We start from the raw sequence: 18221 nt of genomic DNA, 5'->3' as shown, positions 1-18221 counted from the left end.
GCCGGAGGGGCAGTTGAAATACGTGAAAAACCGCCTTGTCGGGCGGTTTTCATTCGTTCATTTCAAGAAATATTTGAGTTTTTTCAATCCGTTCTTCATGTTTGGGTAACGGAAGGGTATATCGAAGAGCGTTGTTTGTTTCAGGACGCTCTTGTGGTGAGAGAACGTATCGAAGCTTCCTTTGCCATGATAGGCACCGACCCCGCTGCTGCCGACACCGCCGAAGGGCAGATACGGGGAGGCAACATGATAGACGGTATCATTCACGCACCCCCCGCCAAAGGAGATGCTTTGCAACACCTCCTGCGCTGTGGCATCGGATTCTGTAAAGACATAGAGCGCGAGCGGATTCGGATGATTCCGAATCCCTTCTATCACTTCAGAGAGCTGACTATATTCCAGGACGGGAAGAATGGGTCCGAAGATTTCATCCTGCATCACGGGATCGTCCCAGGTAATCCTGGTCAGTACGGTCGGTTCGATAGCCAGCCCGTCTTTGTTTGTGTTCCCGCCGATGCGGATAACGCCGTTCGTGAGAAAAGACGCGAGACGATCGAAGTGCCTTTCGCTGACGATCCGCGTGTAGTTTGGATTCGTCAACGGCCTTTCTCCATACAGCTCTTTGATCGATTCGTGAAGATGGGTAAGAAATTTCTCTCTGATGCTTTGATGAAGATACAGGTAATCCGGCGCTATGCAGGTTTGGCCGGCATTCAAGAACTTGCCCCAAGCGATCCGCTTGGCCGCCAGCTTGATATTGGCGTCCTCGTGCACGATACAGGGGCTTTTTCCGCCCAATTCCAACGTTACGGGGATCAGATTCTTGGACGCGGCTTCCATCACGATTTTCCCAACGGGGACGCTGCCGGTGAAAAAGATCGTATCGGTTTTTTCCTGAAGCAGGGCTTGGCTGGTTTCCACGCCACCTTGAACGACCGTAATATATTCTTCGGGAAAGAGGGCGTGAATCAGCTCTCCTAATACGGCCGAGGTTTTCGGCGTCAGCTCGGAAGGCTTCAGGATCGAGCAATTTCCAGCGGCAATGGCACCTATTAGAGGGGCAATGGCCAATTGAAACGGGTAATTCCAGGGGGAAATAATCAGCGCTGTGCCGTAGGGCTCGGGATAAATATAGCCAGTGGAGCCGATATGGGTGAGCGGCGTTTTTACTTTCTGCGGCTTCGCCCATTTGCGTAGATGTTTCAGCGTAAAGCGTATTTCCTCCAGGACGATGCCGATTTCGGTAGAGTACGCTTCAAATTCGGATTTGTTTAGATCTGCTTTGAGAGCGTCAATAAACTTCTGTTCGTGATTTTTGATTCCGTCTCTCAATGTTTGCAGCGCATTCAGACGATAAGCAATGTCTTTCGTTGCGCCGGTGCGAAAATACTGTTTTTGCTTTTCGACGAGCGATCGGTAGTTTTCCATAAGGTACATGCCCTGCCTTTGTATGGATAGGTTCTACTTCATACTAATCTCCTTAATCCTTGCTCCTTACTCATTGGGTACAGTGGAATCTTTACGTGGTTGTCCTTAGATCCAATGAAATTGTGTGACCAAAAGAAAAAAGATGGTTACAAAAGAAATAATGAATAATGTCATGCCGATGTCTGTAATTCTTTTGTTTCGAAACATTAGGCCACTTAACCATGTGGAAAGCCCGAATAAAAATAGGGAAAACAGAACAGCAGCTATTGGCATGATGTTTCTCCTTATAAATCAAAATATGAAAAATGATCAAGTCCTTTTCGTTCATTTTACACATGGTGAATGTGATCGTCACATGTTCTTGAACCGATTATGAAAAATTAGTAGACGTTTTGAATCGCACCGGTACGATAACTGGTGATTCGAAGAAGGTTCTGAACAAGGCGAATCGTCAGCAAAAGGAAAACAGCGACAGTCTCGGACTTCGTATCGTCCAAGGCTGCCGCTGTCATCGATTGTGGGAATTATCCGACCTCTTTGCGCGCAAACAGCTTTTGTTCCAGCGCGAGCAGCTTGCTGCCGCTTAGCGTGAGATAGACCGACATGGCCAACAGGCAGATATGCAATTCGTGGCTCGAAAAGAAGCCTCTCTCGCCTGGGGGCATGACAAACATGACGACCAGCATGATCGCGGCAAACAGGAACGGGATGATTTGCGAGCCAATCCCGATGATCACGAGCAGCCCCCCGAGCAGCTCAATAGTGGCAACTACGTAGGCCATGAATCCCGGAATGCCCATCTTTTCAAAGAAGCCGGCTGCTCCGGAAAGGCCGCCTTGAAACTTCGACAGTCCGTGCATGAAGAAGATCAAGCCGACCACTATTCGCACGATCAACGTGCCAATCTCCGGATATTTTTTCAAAAGCATCGTTTTTCTCCTCCCTTTATGTATCTGTCTTTGATCTATGTTAAACTACGTCGTGTAGTGTAACATCGTAAAAAAAATCAGGTCATGGCGACCAGGAAGACCTGAACGAATATCAATACGGTACTCAGAGAAATGACGACGGATGTGGTTGGCAGTACAAATGGAATATTTGTTTGAGGGTCCAGTATGCGTTGGATGCGGAGGTTGATGGAAGCTCCGCCAATGGAAACATGCACGGCTGCGGGCGACGGGATAAACGTTCCCTTTTTCAACAGCTTCAGCAGTGCGCTGCCCAGCGGGATCGTGCCGCCAGCATGCTCCATGGCATGATGATCCGCCAACACTTCCCGAATGATTTTGTAGTTGGCATCCAGATGCTTGAGCACGGGAATGAACCATAGCACTTTTGCGAACAAAGACATCAGAAAAGATTTGAGCGGATCTGCGTGCTTGCGGTGAAAGATCTCATGATGGATGACGGCAGACAGCTCCTGCTCATCCAAAAGCTGTAAAAGGCCGGTAGATAGCACGATTTTTGGCTGGATAAAGCCATAGGTGAAGGCAAAAGGCTCCTGCTGCTGCACAACGAGAAACTCATTTTTTCCTTCGCCGAAAAGTCGGTTGATCCGGGCCGTTTCCTCGCGCTGCTCACACAATGACAGCTTGGCGGCAAAACGGTTCGCTAGCCAGAGCTGGTGCAAGGTCATCGATAACGCGAGCAGAAATGTGAACACGATCAGGGCGTTGAACAGGTAAATGACCGGACCAAGTCCCATGGAGCGGATCGTCATGCTGCACATTTGAAAGAAGTTAAACCGCAATTCCCAACCCATCAGACCGTAGAGCAGGTACATCCCCATTTGGAAAAAGACAAATCCGGCAATCAAAACACCTGATAAAAAAAGAAGGCGCGACCGATTTTCCCACATGTCTCATTTTTCCTTTTTCAATTGCAAGATTTTTTGTTCCAGTTTTTCTAACAGTTCTGGGTCTGCTTCCTCGAGATGATCGAGCATATGGTTGACGACCAAGGTGCCGAATTCCTCGATCAGCTCATGGGTCAATTCTTTTGATTGGTCATTGATGAAATCCGCTTTCGACTGGACGGGAAGATACAGTGACGAACGGCCATGGGCTCTTTTTTGCAAAAAGCCTTTTTCGACAAGCCTGTTCATGACAGTCATGACGGTGTTGAAATTAATTTGTTTTTCCTTCTCCAGCCTTTGCTGAACTTCCTTAATGCTCAGCTCGCGTTCATCCCATAGGATATTCATGATTTTTGCTTCCAGCGGTCCAAAAAAACGGTTGAGTCCTGACTCATGCATTTTAAAATGATGAAATTTCATTGCAGCACCTCACACTACGTATTGTAGTGTCATCGGCAGATGCAAGTCAAGCGTTAAGGGAAAGAAAAAGGAAAAATTTACAAACAGAAACGGCCCCCAGCTTGTGAAGCCAGGTGGCCGTATCCAATCATCCTGATCCAGCATGAAAAACTTCCACTAAAGAAGGACTCGACAACTTCTTCTTACTTGCACTCGTTCAGACGCTCTTCCAGTCGATCCCAAGTCTCGGTGATGCCTTGGAGCATGCCCATGTCCATAACCGTCTTGAGAGCATCGGCTGATACGTATTCGGCACGGTTGACCAGCTTCGTTTTGCCGTCCTGATCAATGAATTCCATCGTGATCTCGGTCGACGGCATGGCTTCATTCACATTGCCTTCCGCATCCGAAAAATAATCGGTGTAGACGATCTTCTCGGGCTCGACAATTTCCTTATAAACCCCTTTGCCCCAAGATTCCATCCCGAAAAAATCGCCTTGGTTCTGATCAACGCACTTCATGCAGTAATGCCAGACACCGCCCGGACGAAAATCGACGGTGCAGACAGGAACCTCCCAGCCTCTCGGTCCCCACCAGCGTTTCAGATGCTCCGGCTCTTTAAACATCTTGAACACGAGCTCGCGCGGCGCATCGAATACGCGCTCCAGCACCAGTACCCGCTCATTCTCAACTCTCGAAACCATTGTGTTGTTTGTCATTGGACTTCCTCCTTATGATCATGAAAGAATTATGGTTTTTCCTCGTTCTGCAATTCACGCAAGTAGTCATCCAGATTGTCGAATCTTTCTTGCATCGTTTTCTGGAAGGACTTTATCCAAGAATCCAGCGCTTGGAAGGGCTCGGGCCGGAGCTTGTAAATCCGACGGTTGGCCACTGCGTGCACTTCCACAATCCCGCTGTCGCTAAGCACCTTCAGATGTTTCGAGGCTTGGGGCTGTCTGAGCCCCAGCCGCTCGGCGATTTCCCCTACGGTCAGGGGACCATCGCGCAAGAGCTCAACGATATTCATACGATTCGGTTCGGCCAAAGCGCTTAGCGTGGTTATATCTATGCCGAGATGCTTCCTTGACATGCTGTTCACCTCATCATGTGATAGTCTCTCGGTATCAGTCACCCCTCCTTTATCACCATGTTCATTTCCTTGTTGCTTAAAATATACCCCAACAGGAATATTCTTGTAAAGGAATATTTTTTGCAAACCTTTCCAGGTAAGCGGCAGAGCCTCATCTCCGAAAAGATGAGGCTCTTGCGGATGGCGCTAATCAGCCGGAAAGCAGCGCCGCTTTATTGCTTCGTCCACTTGTCATACTCGCACAGTGGTCGCGGGGATCCCATACCGATGCAGCGGCAGTACGGCAAAAACCAGCATCAATACAACGAAAGCCACGAAATACGAGGACACATAATCGCGTAAAACTCCAGCCGCCAGGGGGCCGACGAAGGCGCCGACCGAAAAGGCGATGGACATGAAGGAGAACATGCGCCCATAGCGTTCGCGGCCGCTTAATTCAATGAACATGGAGGACATCGCCGGAAAGAGTACGCCTTTGGCCATTCCGACGATCAAAAGCATCATGAACAAGGGGACGGATGCGCCGGCTGCCATTCCGTAGAAGGTCATGGCGAGCAGGCCGGTTCCGACCATCGTTCGGTTGAATGGCGAAAACCGGTTCAAGAACAGCATGCTCAACGTGACGAGCGATCCGATACTCACTAATGAGAACAGCAAGCCTGTGGTTAGCATCCCTTTTTGCGAGGTATCCATCAAAGGAAGCTCGAAAAACAGGATTCCCTGTGAACATGAGATGCCTATAGGCAGTAAGAAAGCAATCCAGGTGTAGGGGCCAGCTGTCCCTCCCGCTGAAGCCGCGGTCAGGGAGTCGGAGTGAGGAGTGTGGCCAGTCCTATCTTCCAGCATGGATGTTTTCTCTTTCCCCATTGGTTGATCATGGATAAAGAGAAGCGCACAAAACGCAATGACGATGAGCGTCCAGCCGAGTACGGTAAACGCTGCGCTAAACCCAATTTTCGCAACCAAAATCGCGCCTGCTGCGGGAGACACGATGGATGCCAGTGTATGCACCAATCCATTCCCCGTCATCAGCTTTCTTTGCATGAAATGATCCTTCGCGATTTTTGCCAGCAGCGTCATGCAAGCCGGCGACAAGAAGGCAAGCACGAAGCCGCTGATCGAGCGCAAGAGCAATAGCTGCCATGGATTTGAGACATGCGCTTGGAAGAGAAGGATGACGCCTGCAAGCAACAGGCTAAGCACAATGAACAGTCTGCTTCCATAGCGATCGACACTAAAGCCGGCTAACAGATTGCCCGGCACATGCGTGATCGAATACATCCCCATCATCAGTCCGATGAACGACGGCGCCGCGCCCAGGGATATGGCAAAAGGCGTTAATATCGGATACTGAGCATGCAGATCGAACAGTGCCACGAACAGAAACAAATACAGCCAGATGGCGGTTCTCAAACCATTCACCCCTCCTTACTCCTCTGTATAGAACCTCCCTTACAGATGTACGCGCTAAGGACTAGCGTTAGACATGATTTGCGAAAACCAAAAGAAGGGAATTGATGCGGAGGCATGGAATGAAGAAAAAACCATTTCGCAAAAAGCGAGGGATTATTCTGAAAGAGAATTTTCCAAACAGAATCCATATTATCGGCTCGGTAGGAAGTGGAAAAACCACTCTGGCGAAAAAATTATCGTGTAGATATCACATACCGTATTATGAGTTGGATAATGTGGTCTGGAAGAGGCATAAATCTGGAGATAGGAAACGGTCAGAGGAAGAAAGAGATGAGTATTTGGAGAAAATCGTCTCTTCGGATCGATGGATCATTGAGGGCGTTCATTATCAGAATTGGGTATATGACAGTATTCACAATGCGGATGTAATCATATTCTTGGATACGCCATATTGGAAACGGATTTGTAGGATTACAAGGAGATTTCTCCTGCAAAAATTAGGGGTTGAAAAAGCCAATTATAAGCCGACATTCAAGATTTTTGTGAATATGTTTCGCTGGAATGCTAGCTTTGAGCAAAATGGTAAACCAAAGATCCAGCATTTGCAGCTTCATGGCAAAAGGGTTCTTGTTTTAAAAGATAATACCGAGATTGATCGATACTACACGTAATGTAGTCTGTAGGACGATTCTTTGCAGCTTGACCTTGTATGCCAAGTAAACACACTTCTTTCAAATGTGAAGGTAGATTACCTCCACACAGCGTCAGATTGAAAAGGGAACGTCATGCACCAACCTAATCCCGGCACTCAGTGACCGGCTGCCCTTCTCTTCAAATGAGGAAAACCAACATAAACAGGAGGTCGTACAAATCCATGGCACATGAACCCACTCGGTTTCAAGGTTACATCGATTCCTCGGAAATGCAACAAAAACTGTATAAGCGTTCCCTTCTGATAGTCGTGATTTCCCAGATTTTTGGCGGCGCAGGGCTTGCAGCTGGGGTAACGGTGGGGGCCCTTCTTGCACAGGAGATCATGGGAACCGATAGTTTTGCCGGTATTCCGGCAGCCTTGTTCACCCTTGGTTCAGCTGGTGCCGCCCTGCTCGTGGGAGGTCTGTCACAACGCTACGGGCGTCGGTTAGGGATTGCCGCAGGATTCCTGGCTGGCGGTCTTGGCGCGATTGGCGTATTGTTGGCCGCATACCTTCATAGTCTGGTCCTTTTGCTCCCATCGCTGCTAATTTACGGAGCAGGAACGGCAACGAACCTGCAGGCGCGTTACGCAGGCACAGACTTGGCCAGCCCTGCTCAACGGGCAAAAGCGGTCAGCTTCGCCATGGTTTCGACTACTTTTGGTGCGGTCGCCGGTCCGATTCTGGTAGATGTGATGGGCCGATATGCAGCTTCAATCGGTTTTCCCGCTCTCGCCGGCCCCTTCATGTTAGCGGCGATTGCCTTCATCCTTGCTGGACTGGTCATATTCATTTTTCTTCGTCCGGACCCATTCATCGTAGCCAAGGCTATTTCCCGTGCAAAGTCGGATGAGAGCCCATCTGGTGTTAGGGCAGCGGCAACAAAATCACAGCAAACGAACAACAAGGGCTTGGCGATAGGGGCAGCCGTCATGATCTTAACACAAATCGTGATGGTAGCCATTATGACGATGACGCCCATTCACATGAAGCACCATGGGCATAGCCTGGGAGATGTCGGATTGGTGATAAGCATCCATATTGGCGCGATGTATTTTCCTTCCCTCATCACAGGTATGCTGGTCGATAAAATCGGTCGCACGGCCATGTCAATCGCTTCAGGAGGAGTCTTACTCGCTGCTGGGATGGTAGCTGCTTTTGCGCCTGCCGATTCCATGCTGCTGCTTACCATTGCGCTTGCGTTGTTAGGACTCGGCTGGAACATTGGGTTGATTAGCGGAACCGCCATGATTGTCGATGCGACAGATACGGCAACCCGAGCGAAAACGCAAGGAACGATCGATGTGCTAATTGCGTTGGCGGGAGCATCTGGAGGGGCTTTATCAGGGGTGGTTGTCGCTCATTCCAGTTTCGCGACGCTTTCGCTGGCTGGCGGAGGTCTGGCCCTTTTGCTGATTCCGGTAGTGATATGGTCGCGCAAAAAGCAAAAAGGGGAGGCATCTGACACGATCTCGATGAATTGAGGGAAAGGTTGTGAGAAAAAGCCAATGCAAACGGAGGAAAACAAGGAAACCGCCGGCCTGCTGCATATGCAGGATGCTCCCCCGTTCAAAGAAGCTCGTATCCACATCCGCCGCCTGTACATGCTGCTGCCGCTTTGTCTAATGGCTTTTCTCATGGCCATCGTGGCTGCAGATACCCAAGCCACTACGATCGATGAGATCACCGACGATGGACTGGCATACACCTTGATCAGTCAAAAAGGCGCTCGGCCATACGGTGATACTCTCGTGATCGACAGAATATCCGTAGAAGGGGAGAGGCAGCGCATCTATCACAAGGATTTCAACGGCCTCAAACCATGGAAGCTGGGGATCGCGGATGTGGATGGGGACCGCAAGAAAGAGCTTTTGATTGCCGTCCGGAAAACGACGCACTTTGATCCACTGGAGAAAAACCGCATGTTTATCTTCCAATATGATGGCGAGAAGCTCTATAAAAAGTGGACGGGCTCTCAGATTGCTGGCGTATGGAACGATTTCTACGCTGGAAACCTCCTGCCGATTCCGGGGGATGAGCTGATTTTTATTGAGCAAGTCAGCGGCGACGAGGAAAGAATCAGCATTTATTATTGGTTTGATTTCGGGTTCGTATTTCTTGCGGCAAGCGAGCGTTATCCTGATATCAAGAACATATCTATTCGCGGGGAAAACCGGTTGAGCATCACGACAGCTGCGGAAGGTCAAAATCAGTCTCGCACGCTTATGGTTAAAAGTGGTAAAATTATCGAGTTGATTCCAAATCCATAAAATCGCGAGGTCCTGAAAATGAGAAGATTGTGGACGGTAGTGCTCGGTGCAAGCTTGATCGCGAGCGGCTGCATTCCTGGCAAGGAAGCGAGTTCGGATCAGAAAGTGCCAGCTTCTGTGCGCACAGCAGAAAGCGGGGAAAAGCCCCTTCCGCTGATGAAACTGAATGAAAAGTGGTCCACTCTAGAGGTGATCAGCAGCAGCAAACCGCCTTTCACCATTCCTGCCTATGAAGCAAAGGTAAAGCCTTACACCATCGCACCAGACTTCTCTAACATCGAAAATATCCACCAATTTTCAGGATTCACGGACCAGCAGCAAGAGATGCTGCGGAAAAATGGCTTTGTCGTACTGCCGAGCCGGGACACGAAAATGTTCTACGTCTATGATGCCAATGAGTACGGCGGGATCCCCAATTTCATTACCGCGGATTCTGTCCTGCATACGTATCATCAATTTTATGACAAGTCGCTGATGTCCGTCGAATCCGGCTATTTGAGCAAAGATCTGGACCGGTTGACGGAGCGGATGCTGGACAGTTCGGTTGCCATGCTGCAAGCGCTGAAGGAAGACGAGTTAATCAAGCTGCAAAAGAAGAATATCGCCTACTTTTTGGTCGCCCGTATGCTGATGAACCCGTCCGCTCCCATCCCGGACGGAATCGATAAAGAGATTGCTGAACTAGCCGGCAAGGAAATCACATTGATTCAAAAAGCCGAATCGTTTTCGCCATCCCCTCTGTTTCAGACCGATTTGGACTATTCGCAGTTTACAGTCAGGGGACATTATACGAAAAGCGAGGAGCTGGGCAGGTTTTTCAAGACCATGATGTGGCTGGGGACAGCGCCCCTGCCCTTCTTTACGGACAGCGGGGAGTTTTTATACGACAACACGCTGCAAGCCTTGCTCATGTCCATGACGACCTTCCTTGAATCGGAGGAGCCGGGCAGTGCCGAGCTGTGGTCCAATCTGTATGTGCCAACCTCTCAATATGTCGGGGTATCCGATGATATTCATGTATTCACCATGAACGGACTGCGCGTATCGGTATTCGGCAAGGACACAAATCCGAATGCATTCAACGACAAAGCATATGTGGAAAAGCTCCGCGAGGCGGTCAAAGCGCTGCCCGAGCCGAAGATCCAGGGGAAGCTTACCACCGTGACCACGCCTGTGGGCAAACAGTTCCGATACATGGGACAACGGTACGTGATGGATAGTTTTATCATGCAGAGCTTAATGGAACCCATCCTGCGTCCGGTGCCTTCCGGGCTCGATGTGATGGGGGTACTGGGAAGCAAGACAGCCGAGGACCTGCTGCTGCATACGTATAAACCGCAGGAACGCTGGCCTGATTACGAAAAGAATTTTAGGCTGCTGAAAGACAAGGTGTCCGGTTATCCGGAGGACATCTGGGGGAACAACCTGTACAACGGCTGGCTGTGGTCGATCCAGGATACACTAACAGAGTATGACGCAAAATCCGGCATGCCCTTTTTCATGACGACAGAAGCATGGAAGCGCAAGTCGTTGAATACCGGGCTCGGCAGCTATACAGAATTGAAGCATGATACAGTATTGTACGGAAAACAGCCGGTGGCGGAAATGGGCGGGCCGATGGAAGTGGCCAAGCAGCATTATGTGGAACCGAATATCCCGCTCTACAGCAAACTGCTGTACCTGACCGACTATACCATCAGCGTGCTGAAAGAAAGAGGGATGGCCAGTGAAGCGCTGCTTACCGGTGCTGATGAGTACAGAGATTTGCTGGAACTGCTCATTACCTGCTCGATCAAGGAGCTGCGCAACGAGAGCCTGACGGCGGAAGAGAATGAACGGCTCTTGTGGTACGGCGGTACGCTGGAGCATATTTCCAATTCCTACTTGACGGGAATGGCGCAGGATGAGTCTGCGTTAGAGCTTAGCGATATGCTCGTCTCAGACGTTGCCACCATTGCACCCAATCAGGCGAGCCCCGGAGGCAATCTGTCGTTGGGAACCGGGTATTTTGATCATATCTATGTGGTTGTGCCATTTAACGGGAAGCTGTCGCTGGCCAGAGGGTCGGTCTATTCCTATTACGAATTTGTCAGCGATAAACGTCTGACGGATGAGGAGTGGTGGGAGCTGAACGGACTGCAAAAGGTTCAGCAAGAGTACGGCACTTTCCTGGAGAGTACCGCGCCATCGAAAGCACTGCCCAAGCAACCGTCCTGGGTGGAGACCTTCAAATCGAATATCAACAAAGTGGAAACGAAGCCGCTCGAGGTCGATTGGGATCAGTTGAATGAGTAGGAGAAACAAAAAAAGTCCCGTATAAACGAGACCGATTCATTCATCATTTCCGGAACTCTATTTGCTGGTTGCCTGAAATTGGGATTGCACGTCACTGATTAGTTTTTGCGTTTGGCTAATCTCGTTGGATGCTTGTTTTAATGCTTCCTGAGCCAATATTTGATTGGCAGCAGATTGCTCAATGGCTTGCGTAATCATGTCTTTTGCCAAAGAAGAGGCAGCTTCAGCCCGTTTCAGTTTGTCTACATCAATTTGTTGGGACATCGTATTCCTCCGTCATGTAAATGGTAACAACGTTATTATGGCTTTTGCGATGGGAAATGATAATGTAAAAATTTGGATGAATAAAGGGGCAGTCTGGATCAATCATGATTCCAGACTGCCTTTTCATCATTCCCGTTTGCTTTGAGAAAATAAATGATCAGATCGGTGTCAGTACCACTGTCACACGTTGCTGCGAGAGGAAATAGCGTTTAGCTGCTTCCTGGATTTGCTCCATCGTCACAGCTCGAATCTGTCCGGCATAATCCGGCAGCGCTGTATCACCCGCATTGGCCATTTCATAGAGCAGGTGCATGTACGCTTTGCTCGTCTTGGCTTGGCCTTTGATCGAAAAGCTGTTGATCAGCCGTTCCCGGGCGCGATGCATTTCGGTGGCGTCGATCGGGTGATATGCCAAACGTTCCCACTCCTCCAACAATGTCTGTTCCACCGTCTCCAGATGCTCCTTTGGACAAACGGCGTAGCCATTGGCGTAGCCTGCTTCCAAAAACTCCTTGCTGAAGACTGTGAAGGAGTAGGCGAGCTGTCGTTCCTCACGAAGGCGGGAAAAGAGCCGCCCTCCTTTTCCCGTTAGCATGGAGCCGATGATATGCAGGGCGAATTTGTCTCTTGATGTCAGCGGTACGCCGGGTGTCTGGATGAGCAGATGGGCTTGTTGGCCTCTGGTGCCATAGTGCAGTCTGGTTGGATGCTCGGGCATAACTGTGGGCGCAGGCAGCAGCTCCGGATCAGTGGAGCGAGCGGGACGATTGTGCCACTGACGGGCAAAGCGCTCTGTAATAGCGAAGTTGGGGATTCCCCCGTATACGCTGATGATCATGGGTGAAGAGAAAGCTGCCAGACCGTTTTCTGCCACTTGCTCATAAGCAAGCTGTCGGGCAGATTCGTCATTCCCATAGATCGCATGCTCGTAAGCGTGTCCGCGAAACATGGCGGAGTGGGCGGCTTTTTGCATTTGTTCAAAAAAAGTGCCGGCTCGGGCTTCCATTTGTGATCGAAGCGTTTGCTGAATGTTCGGCCAGATGGATGGCGGGAACGCAGGTGAGCATACATAAGAAGACAACCGATCGATGACTTCACCCAATTGCTCCGTCAAGACGCTGATCTGGAGGCCGAAGCAGTCCTCTTTCACCAGCGGGAGCACAGAGAGTCCGGCACGCAGGAAGCTGCTTTCTTGACCTTCCATACCCGACCGCAGCAACCCATTCATCCAGAAAAGCGATAAGGCATGGGGAAGCGCAGATAGCCTGGGCCAGTCGGGAATCGCCCGATTGGGGAGAGCGACGACGACCGAGGTCATGGCGGTGTCGGGAACCGCGTGAATCAGCAAGCGGGACTGATCAGCGAGAAGTGTTTTTTGTCTGAAAGAAGTTTCTTTTTTGCTCATCTGTAGAGCAAAGGGTTGCACCAGTCGGGGATGAGCTGCTTGTACCGCCTGTCCCCACGCGGAAAGATATTGTTCAATCTGCTCGGGCTGGATCTGCCGGAGCATCTGGCGGTAGCGTTCAAAGCTGTCCATCTGCCGAAAATACAGCCACATCAGCCCATCATGGAGGGCTTTCGCTTCGATACGCTCCCGTTTTTTCTCATACTGCTGCTGCAGATGGATACGCAGCGTTTCCCATTCTTCCAGCGAAACGGAAGCTTGCGACACGCGGGACAGCATGATCGAGGGATCGGAAGCAGCTGCGGCAGCCTGTGCAGTCCACCCCAGCTTGGATAATCCGCCAAACCGAGTGTTGCTTCGTTCCAGCGTGCAGCCGTATCTTTTCCGGACAATTTCTGCGGCGGCTTCCGCAATGATTTGGCCTGCCGGGCTTTGCTCGCAATCGAGCATGCCTGCTGCATGATGGGTGGAAGAGCCCTGTGTCAGTTGATGATGGTTGTACAACATGTCCGGTTCAGCCATTTTTACAGAATGCGGATCCTGGGTGCCGCTGCTGCGGGAGAAGCGGGAAAACAGCCCGATGACAGTGTCGGTGAGCGGCTTCGATGAAGGGGCGCCCGCGATGACCAGCAGCAGATGATCCGGCGTATAGTAACGGTGATAGAAACGCGCAAGCTGGGAATGCCCGATGCGGGAAAGCGATTCCTTCGTACCCAAAATCGGATGGGCATACGCGCTGCCGCCCCAAAGCTGTCGATGCAGCCCTTCCTGCAATAACCAGGAGGGGTCACTTTGCCGCATCTCCAGCTCGCGGTAGATGATTTGCCTTTCTCGCTCCACCATGGCTTCGTCCCAGAATGGCGCGTGGAGCATTTCAGCCAACACCTGCAACGCCAGCAGCAGCTGCTCAGGCTGGGCGGTGATGCTGTACACGGTATGCTCCTTGCTTGTCGTGCCATTGATGAGCGCACCGGATTGCTCCAGCTGGTACAGCGGGGAAGACAGCTGCTCGCGGCGGCTTAAAAAAAGATGCTCCAAAAAATGACTGACCCCATGCTGGTCAGTCATTTCATCTGCACTGCCTGCTTTGATCCAGGCTTGCACGGTGATCAGCGGAGAGGAAGGGCTTTCGGCAATCAATGCCTCCAGCCCGTTTTCCAGACAAAGAATCAACGTGTCGTCACGCTCCTTGTCGATACTTCCAGGAGTGCGATACTGCTCAAGTAAGCACAGTGACGCATGATGCGCAAATCATAGGTGGGATGCTGCCAGTTGCCTTCCGCCGACTGATGGGCAAGCAAATGATCGAGCAGGCGATGATACAGCTCATCGTCATGCAGGTTGCAAAGCGCCATGCAGATGGCAAATTCGCTGATCAGATCGTGCAGGTTATGCGCCATGACCGAATCGGCATGCTGCCGGATAAAGGCAAGCACATGGCGGTAAGGCTCGGCTGGCATCGAGGGAATCTCCAGCATTTCCGCATCCGCAAAGAGAATATGGGTGTAATAGTAGGCTTGAAAGAGAAAGGCTACTTCCCGGGGCAGTCCGGCATAGGACTCCGTCAGTTGAAAATAGGCGGGCACCGGGAGGCCGCATTTTTTCAAATTGTAGGCGTACATGTATTGATAGAGAAAGCCGCTATGGCGTACCTGTGTCTCATAGGTAGCAAAGAGCTGCTCGGTTTTCGCGAGAAGTCTTGCGGTATCTGCTCCCGTCGGTTCATAGCGGCAGAGCAAATGAGCGAGCATCACGACCGCCATCAATTGATCGGCGAAATAGATGCGGTCGTGCAAGGTTTGACCGCCATGATCGGCCACATCCGCAAACGTCATTTGCTTGATCTGCGCGACACGTTCATCCACCGTCGCCTGCCATTTGCGGCTGAGCTCGGGAAACTGATCGCGAAAACGGAAGAGCAGCAGCTGGTTCAACCATGCATCATCCGCGAAAAGCAGGAGCGATTGGTCCGCTTGATAGCTGCGGTCCAGCCAGGCAAATGCTTTTTGCACGGCTTCCTGGGCTGCGTCTACGCGGTGCATGTCGCAACCTCCGCTTCGACACGTGCGACAGCGTTGAGCAGAAGGCGATTTTTCTCATCGGTCATGCCGATCAGCCAGTCGCCTGGGATTAAATTCGGATTGTCCTCCAGCGGCACATCGGAGATCACGACAGGATTTTCCGGTGTCACCTGATGCGTTTCGGTCGTAGTAATCCCGCTGGCATTGTAGCCGACCAGGATGTCTTGCGGTTCGGTGATATCACCCAGCTCCACCATGGTACGGAAAACGCGGCGTCCTTCCTTGTCCCGAGTCTCTACGATCGATGCCTGCTTGATGGGCAGCGGAGACACAAAATCGCTCTCAGGCATGTAGTAGTGGCCGATTTCGCCTTTTTGGTTATAGACGAGCACATCGCATGACATCATGTAGTTGCTGCTGTCATGGACAGCGATGTTAAAGTAATTCTTTTTGTAATCGCCGAGTGCGATCAGGATTTCGCTCGTGGCCTGCGGATTTTCCGGGCTGACAATATAGCCGATTTCCCGTGATTCGTGCAGCAAGGGGAAGGAATACCGATGCACGATGGAGATGGTCTTTTGCAGATTTTTCAAGTGGCTGGTGTATTTCACCCGCACCACCCCTTCGCGCACCAATTCAGACGTATAGGAGCATTCGATCCCCTCCGTGTATTCTTTCAAATCCGGGCTGATGACATAGCTGTTCACCGCTTCATGAATGCTTTTTCCGAAGAATCCCTCATTGGTCATCAAATCGGTAGTCAATACCACTTTAGCGCTTCTCATCTTCTCTTCATCCTCTCAAATATCGTAGTTTACAAGGCTCAGGCAAACGGGTGTGGATACGGATTGTCCGGCTTGCATGCATATCCGAGCTTTTGGGGGAGCTCCTGCAAGCGGCGCCCGCCCAGCAAGCGGTATGGATGGTTGCCGGTCAGGTGCACGAGACCGGGGACAACGGCACGGGCAACCCGGACGCCGAGCATGCGCAGATCGGGTGTCGTCAGGTCGATCCCGATCGCCCGATAGCCGTTTTTCTGCAAGCTATCGATTAAAAAGGGTAAATCTCTTTTTGCATCGGCTTCCCCGAGTGATGCTGCCATGTCCAATGTAGAGTGGAGCGGGGTAGGGCGCATGGACAAGCTGCGATCTACCTCAGGGTCCATGATGTACCCGACCTGTTTTCTCATCTCCGGATATTTGGTATAGAACACCGCGTGCTTTTGAAACGTATCGATGGTGGAAAAATCCGCCACCGGAGCGCCGGTCGGATGGTCCTTGACCAGCGCGCGGATGTAGGGGAAGCACTGGGTCGCTTCCAGCAAGGCTTTGTCCATCGCCGCCAGCGGATTGCGGCGGGCGGCACTGCCCATGCGCAGCATCGTCCTTCCTTGCTCCACGTTTTCGATCATCGCCAATGTGACAGGGACGGGGATGTCGAGACTCAAATCGAAGAAACGGTATGTAAGCCCGGTATCTTTGGGAAAGATGCTGGCAAACGTCGGGTTTGCGGCGATCAGATCGGGGCTTACCTCGCACGGCGGGAGTTTGCACAGCCAGGAGACAGCCAGGGCATCCCGCTCAATCACCTCGTACAGCCCGGTCAATATCGCATGCTCCCACGTCGGACCGGCAGCGAGCCCGGTTGTCAGCGAGACCGTGATATTGGTTTCCTCCCTGATCCTCCGGTACGGGATATACACCATCGCCGCAGGTACCCAGACCTCCTCGCCGCTGATCAGATCCGTTCCTTTTGTCCAGCGGATCGGTGTGTTCTCCCGGAAAGGACGATAGAGAAAGCCCGGCTGCGCGTATTGCTCGGCGGAAAACAGGGCGAATTCCTCCGGGTGAATGGCATGGGGCAGCTCCTTCCAAGTGGCTAGCGGCAGCGTTTTTTCATCGTACAGAGAGCCAGCGTAGCGCTCCAGCGTCTCGCCGATCGCAGAATGCAAAGCCGCTTCGGGTGTGTAGCCAGCTCCGGAATGCACGAGCATCGGCAGCAAGCTGTTGATCACCGATAGCTCAGGCGTCACACTGGCTGAGCTGAAGATCTTGGGATCCGTCGGAGCAAACTCCAGCTCGAACGTTTTGTTGACCAGCCCGATACGGGAATTGACTGCTTTTCGCAAATCATTCGGATAGTCTGGCAGCTGGGCAGCTTCCTTTGCCTGCCGTTCCTGACAGGAAGGACAGCGGGGGACGGGATAGAGCGCATCTTGGGTTGCGGCGAGCTTGTCTTCCTCCAGCCAGAGGACTTGTCCCTTCAAATCATGGGCATGCCCGGTTTGCTGCGCGTATTGCCAGACGTGCCAGCCAGCCGCTGCAAAAAGCTGCTCGCGAAAGGCAGGTGCGATGACGATCTCCACGGGCGTTTGCCCTGTGTCCTGCATATGGCGGGAAAACTCGTCACGCAGCTTCCCTTGGGGATCGTTCATATTCAAGCGCAGCTGTAAGCATTCGTAGCAGGGGAGGCAGGCATGGGCTTCCCAAAGCGGACCGATATAGGCGAGGCCATTTTTCTCCAGCCCGACAAAGAGCATGGAGAGATTGTGCCGGATCGCCCAGCGATTGAATTGGACACAGCGCGGGTCCTGGGATGTATCGGTCACGACGACTGTAAGTCCGGTGAGTGTGGGGAGGTAACGTTCCCACTCCTCTGGCTGTCCGTGCAGGGAGATGAAATCGACATCCGCCATGCCCAGCCGCAGCAGGTGAGCATGAAACTGCTCCGCCAACTTTCCTACCCCGACCACTGTGCCGGGCAAACAGTGCGGAGGAGCAGCGGGGGCTTCCCCATTTTCCAGAAAGCCGTTGGTCGTCAGGGTTTCTATGAAATTCTCCACTTCGCTGCTGTTCATTCCGGCAGGTGGGTTCTTTGTCAACTCGAGCAGCGTGTGGTTGCCGTCGAGAAGCGCGACGGTGTGCTCGACAAATGCGGAAAACAATGCGCTTTTGATACGATACAAGCCCTTTTGCGTCTCGATGTAACCATATTCCTTCGTCGCGCTGAACATCTTCACGCCTTCCCGGAGCCGTGGTGTCGTCTGCAGCGCGACTCGATCTTGTTCCGTTTTCATGGATTCA

The 18221-nt window shown here is 51.6% G+C and carries 16 protein-coding genes; 4 read left to right on the top strand and 12 right to left on the bottom strand.

Annotation, left to right across the window (positions count from 1 at the left end):
- Nucleotides 1-57 precede the first annotated feature (57 nt).
- The 7 genes from EIZ37_RS12380 to EIZ37_RS12350 all read right to left on the bottom strand — a co-directional run bounded on the left by EIZ37_RS12380 (nucleotide 58) and on the right by EIZ37_RS12350 (nucleotide 6188).
- On the bottom strand, nucleotides 58-1428 hold the full coding sequence (locus tag EIZ37_RS12380) for an aldehyde dehydrogenase (RefSeq protein WP_134684918.1): 1371 nt from the start codon (nucleotides 1426-1428) through the stop codon (nucleotides 58-60).
- 524 nt (nucleotides 1429-1952) lie between these two features.
- Entirely contained in the window at nucleotides 1953-2357 is a 405-nt protein-coding gene (locus tag EIZ37_RS12375) for a DoxX family protein (protein WP_134685009.1), read from the bottom strand.
- 77 nt (nucleotides 2358-2434) lie between these two features.
- A complete protein-coding gene (locus EIZ37_RS12370; RefSeq protein ID WP_134684917.1) occupies nucleotides 2435-3286 on the bottom strand; it encodes a M56 family metallopeptidase in 852 nt (283 codons plus the stop codon).
- Between the two features lie 3 nt (nucleotides 3287-3289).
- Nucleotides 3290-3703 (bottom strand): BlaI/MecI/CopY family transcriptional regulator, encoded by a 414-nt coding sequence (locus EIZ37_RS12365; protein ID WP_134684916.1) that lies wholly within the window; start codon nucleotides 3701-3703, stop codon nucleotides 3290-3292.
- Between the two features lie 182 nt (nucleotides 3704-3885).
- A complete protein-coding gene (locus tag EIZ37_RS12360) occupies nucleotides 3886-4401 on the bottom strand; it encodes an SRPBCC domain-containing protein (RefSeq protein WP_134684915.1) in 516 nt (171 codons plus the stop codon).
- Nucleotides 4402-4430: 29 nt separating this feature from the next.
- Nucleotides 4431-4775, bottom strand: coding sequence for an ArsR/SmtB family transcription factor (locus tag EIZ37_RS12355; RefSeq protein ID WP_134684914.1), 345 nt, complete (start codon nucleotides 4773-4775; stop codon nucleotides 4431-4433).
- A gap of 231 nt (nucleotides 4776-5006) precedes the next feature.
- Nucleotides 5007-6188 carry an MFS transporter gene (locus EIZ37_RS12350; protein ID WP_134685008.1) on the bottom strand — a complete coding sequence of 394 codons (1182 nt, stop codon included), beginning with the start codon at nucleotides 6186-6188 and terminating at the stop codon, nucleotides 5007-5009.
- Between the two features lie 119 nt (nucleotides 6189-6307).
- Between EIZ37_RS12350 and EIZ37_RS12345 the strand changes: the two genes are divergently transcribed.
- From EIZ37_RS12345 to EIZ37_RS12330, 4 genes are all read left to right on the top strand, one after another.
- The gene (locus EIZ37_RS12345; RefSeq protein WP_205683823.1) at nucleotides 6308-6859 is read left to right on the top strand and encodes a P-loop NTPase family protein; all 552 of its coding nucleotides are present in this window, start codon (nucleotides 6308-6310) and stop codon (nucleotides 6857-6859) included.
- Nucleotides 6860-7062: 203 nt separating this feature from the next.
- Nucleotides 7063-8367: an MFS transporter gene (locus EIZ37_RS12340; protein ID WP_134684913.1), complete on the top strand. Its 1305-nt coding sequence runs from the start codon at nucleotides 7063-7065 to the stop codon at nucleotides 8365-8367.
- Between the two features lie 24 nt (nucleotides 8368-8391).
- Nucleotides 8392-9153 (top strand): hypothetical protein, encoded by a 762-nt coding sequence (locus EIZ37_RS12335; RefSeq protein WP_134684912.1) that lies wholly within the window; start codon nucleotides 8392-8394, stop codon nucleotides 9151-9153.
- 18 nt (nucleotides 9154-9171) lie between these two features.
- Entirely contained in the window at nucleotides 9172-11448 is a 2277-nt protein-coding gene (locus EIZ37_RS12330; RefSeq protein WP_134684911.1) for a DUF3160 domain-containing protein, read from the top strand.
- Nucleotides 11449-11505: 57 nt separating this feature from the next.
- On the opposite strand, the gene EIZ37_RS12325 is transcribed toward EIZ37_RS12330, so the two are convergent.
- The 5 genes from EIZ37_RS12325 to EIZ37_RS12305 form a co-directional block, all read right to left on the bottom strand.
- On the bottom strand, nucleotides 11506-11712 hold the full coding sequence (locus EIZ37_RS12325) for a hypothetical protein (RefSeq protein WP_134684910.1): 207 nt from the start codon (nucleotides 11710-11712) through the stop codon (nucleotides 11506-11508).
- A gap of 157 nt (nucleotides 11713-11869) precedes the next feature.
- Nucleotides 11870-14290, bottom strand: coding sequence for a M16 family metallopeptidase (locus EIZ37_RS12320; protein WP_134684909.1), 2421 nt, complete (start codon nucleotides 14288-14290; stop codon nucleotides 11870-11872).
- Complete coding sequence (locus EIZ37_RS12315) at nucleotides 14287-15159, bottom strand: hypothetical protein (RefSeq protein ID WP_134684908.1); 873 nt, start codon at nucleotides 15157-15159, stop codon at nucleotides 14287-14289. The genes EIZ37_RS12320 and EIZ37_RS12315 overlap by 4 nt, the downstream gene beginning before the upstream one ends.
- Nucleotides 15147-15923, bottom strand: a complete 777-nt coding sequence (locus EIZ37_RS12310; RefSeq protein ID WP_134684907.1) for a DUF5944 family protein — start codon at nucleotides 15921-15923, stop codon at nucleotides 15147-15149. Before EIZ37_RS12310 ends, EIZ37_RS12315 begins: the two co-directional genes overlap by 13 nt.
- Before the next feature lie 38 nt (nucleotides 15924-15961).
- The gene (locus EIZ37_RS12305) at nucleotides 15962-18214 is read right to left on the bottom strand and encodes a TOMM precursor leader peptide-binding protein (RefSeq protein WP_134684906.1); all 2253 of its coding nucleotides are present in this window, start codon (nucleotides 18212-18214) and stop codon (nucleotides 15962-15964) included.
- Between the last annotated feature and the right edge of the window lie 7 nt (nucleotides 18215-18221).

Origin of the sequence: Brevibacillus migulae, from assembly GCF_004521915.1 — a bacterium.
Lineage (GTDB): Bacteria > Bacillota > Bacilli > Brevibacillales > Brevibacillaceae > Brevibacillus_F > Brevibacillus_F migulae.
Note: the sequence above shows the minus strand (reverse complement) of the source record. Positions and strands in the feature narration are given on the sequence as shown.

Excerpts from the sequence above, each read along its gene's own strand:
- EIZ37_RS12380 (WP_134684918.1), bottom strand. The coding sequence starts at position 1,428 with ATGGAAAACTACCGATCGCTCGTCGAAAAGCAAAAACAGTATTTTCGC.
- EIZ37_RS12375 (WP_134685009.1), bottom strand. The coding sequence starts at position 2,357 with ATGCTTTTGAAAAAATATCCGGAGATTGGCACGTTGATCGTGCGAATA.
- EIZ37_RS12370 (WP_134684917.1), bottom strand. The coding sequence starts at position 3,286 with ATGTGGGAAAATCGGTCGCGCCTTCTTTTTTTATCAGGTGTTTTGATT.
- EIZ37_RS12365 (WP_134684916.1), bottom strand. The coding sequence starts at position 3,703 with ATGAAATTTCATCATTTTAAAATGCATGAGTCAGGACTCAACCGTTTT.
- EIZ37_RS12360 (WP_134684915.1), bottom strand. The coding sequence starts at position 4,401 with ATGACAAACAACACAATGGTTTCGAGAGTTGAGAATGAGCGGGTACTG.
- EIZ37_RS12355 (WP_134684914.1), bottom strand. The coding sequence starts at position 4,775 with ATGTCAAGGAAGCATCTCGGCATAGATATAACCACGCTAAGCGCTTTG.
- EIZ37_RS12345 (WP_205683823.1), top strand. The coding sequence starts at position 6,308 with ATGAAGAAAAAACCATTTCGCAAAAAGCGAGGGATTATTCTGAAAGAG.
- EIZ37_RS12340 (WP_134684913.1), top strand. The coding sequence starts at position 7,063 with ATGGCACATGAACCCACTCGGTTTCAAGGTTACATCGATTCCTCGGAA.
- EIZ37_RS12335 (WP_134684912.1), top strand. The coding sequence starts at position 8,392 with ATGCAAACGGAGGAAAACAAGGAAACCGCCGGCCTGCTGCATATGCAG.
- EIZ37_RS12330 (WP_134684911.1), top strand. The coding sequence starts at position 9,172 with ATGAGAAGATTGTGGACGGTAGTGCTCGGTGCAAGCTTGATCGCGAGC.
- EIZ37_RS12325 (WP_134684910.1), bottom strand. The coding sequence starts at position 11,712 with ATGTCCCAACAAATTGATGTAGACAAACTGAAACGGGCTGAAGCTGCC.
- EIZ37_RS12315 (WP_134684908.1), bottom strand. The coding sequence starts at position 15,159 with ATGCACCGCGTAGACGCAGCCCAGGAAGCCGTGCAAAAAGCATTTGCC.
- EIZ37_RS12310 (WP_134684907.1), bottom strand. The coding sequence starts at position 15,923 with ATGAGAAGCGCTAAAGTGGTATTGACTACCGATTTGATGACCAATGAG.
- EIZ37_RS12305 (WP_134684906.1), bottom strand. The coding sequence starts at position 18,214 with ATGAAAACGGAACAAGATCGAGTCGCGCTGCAGACGACACCACGGCTC.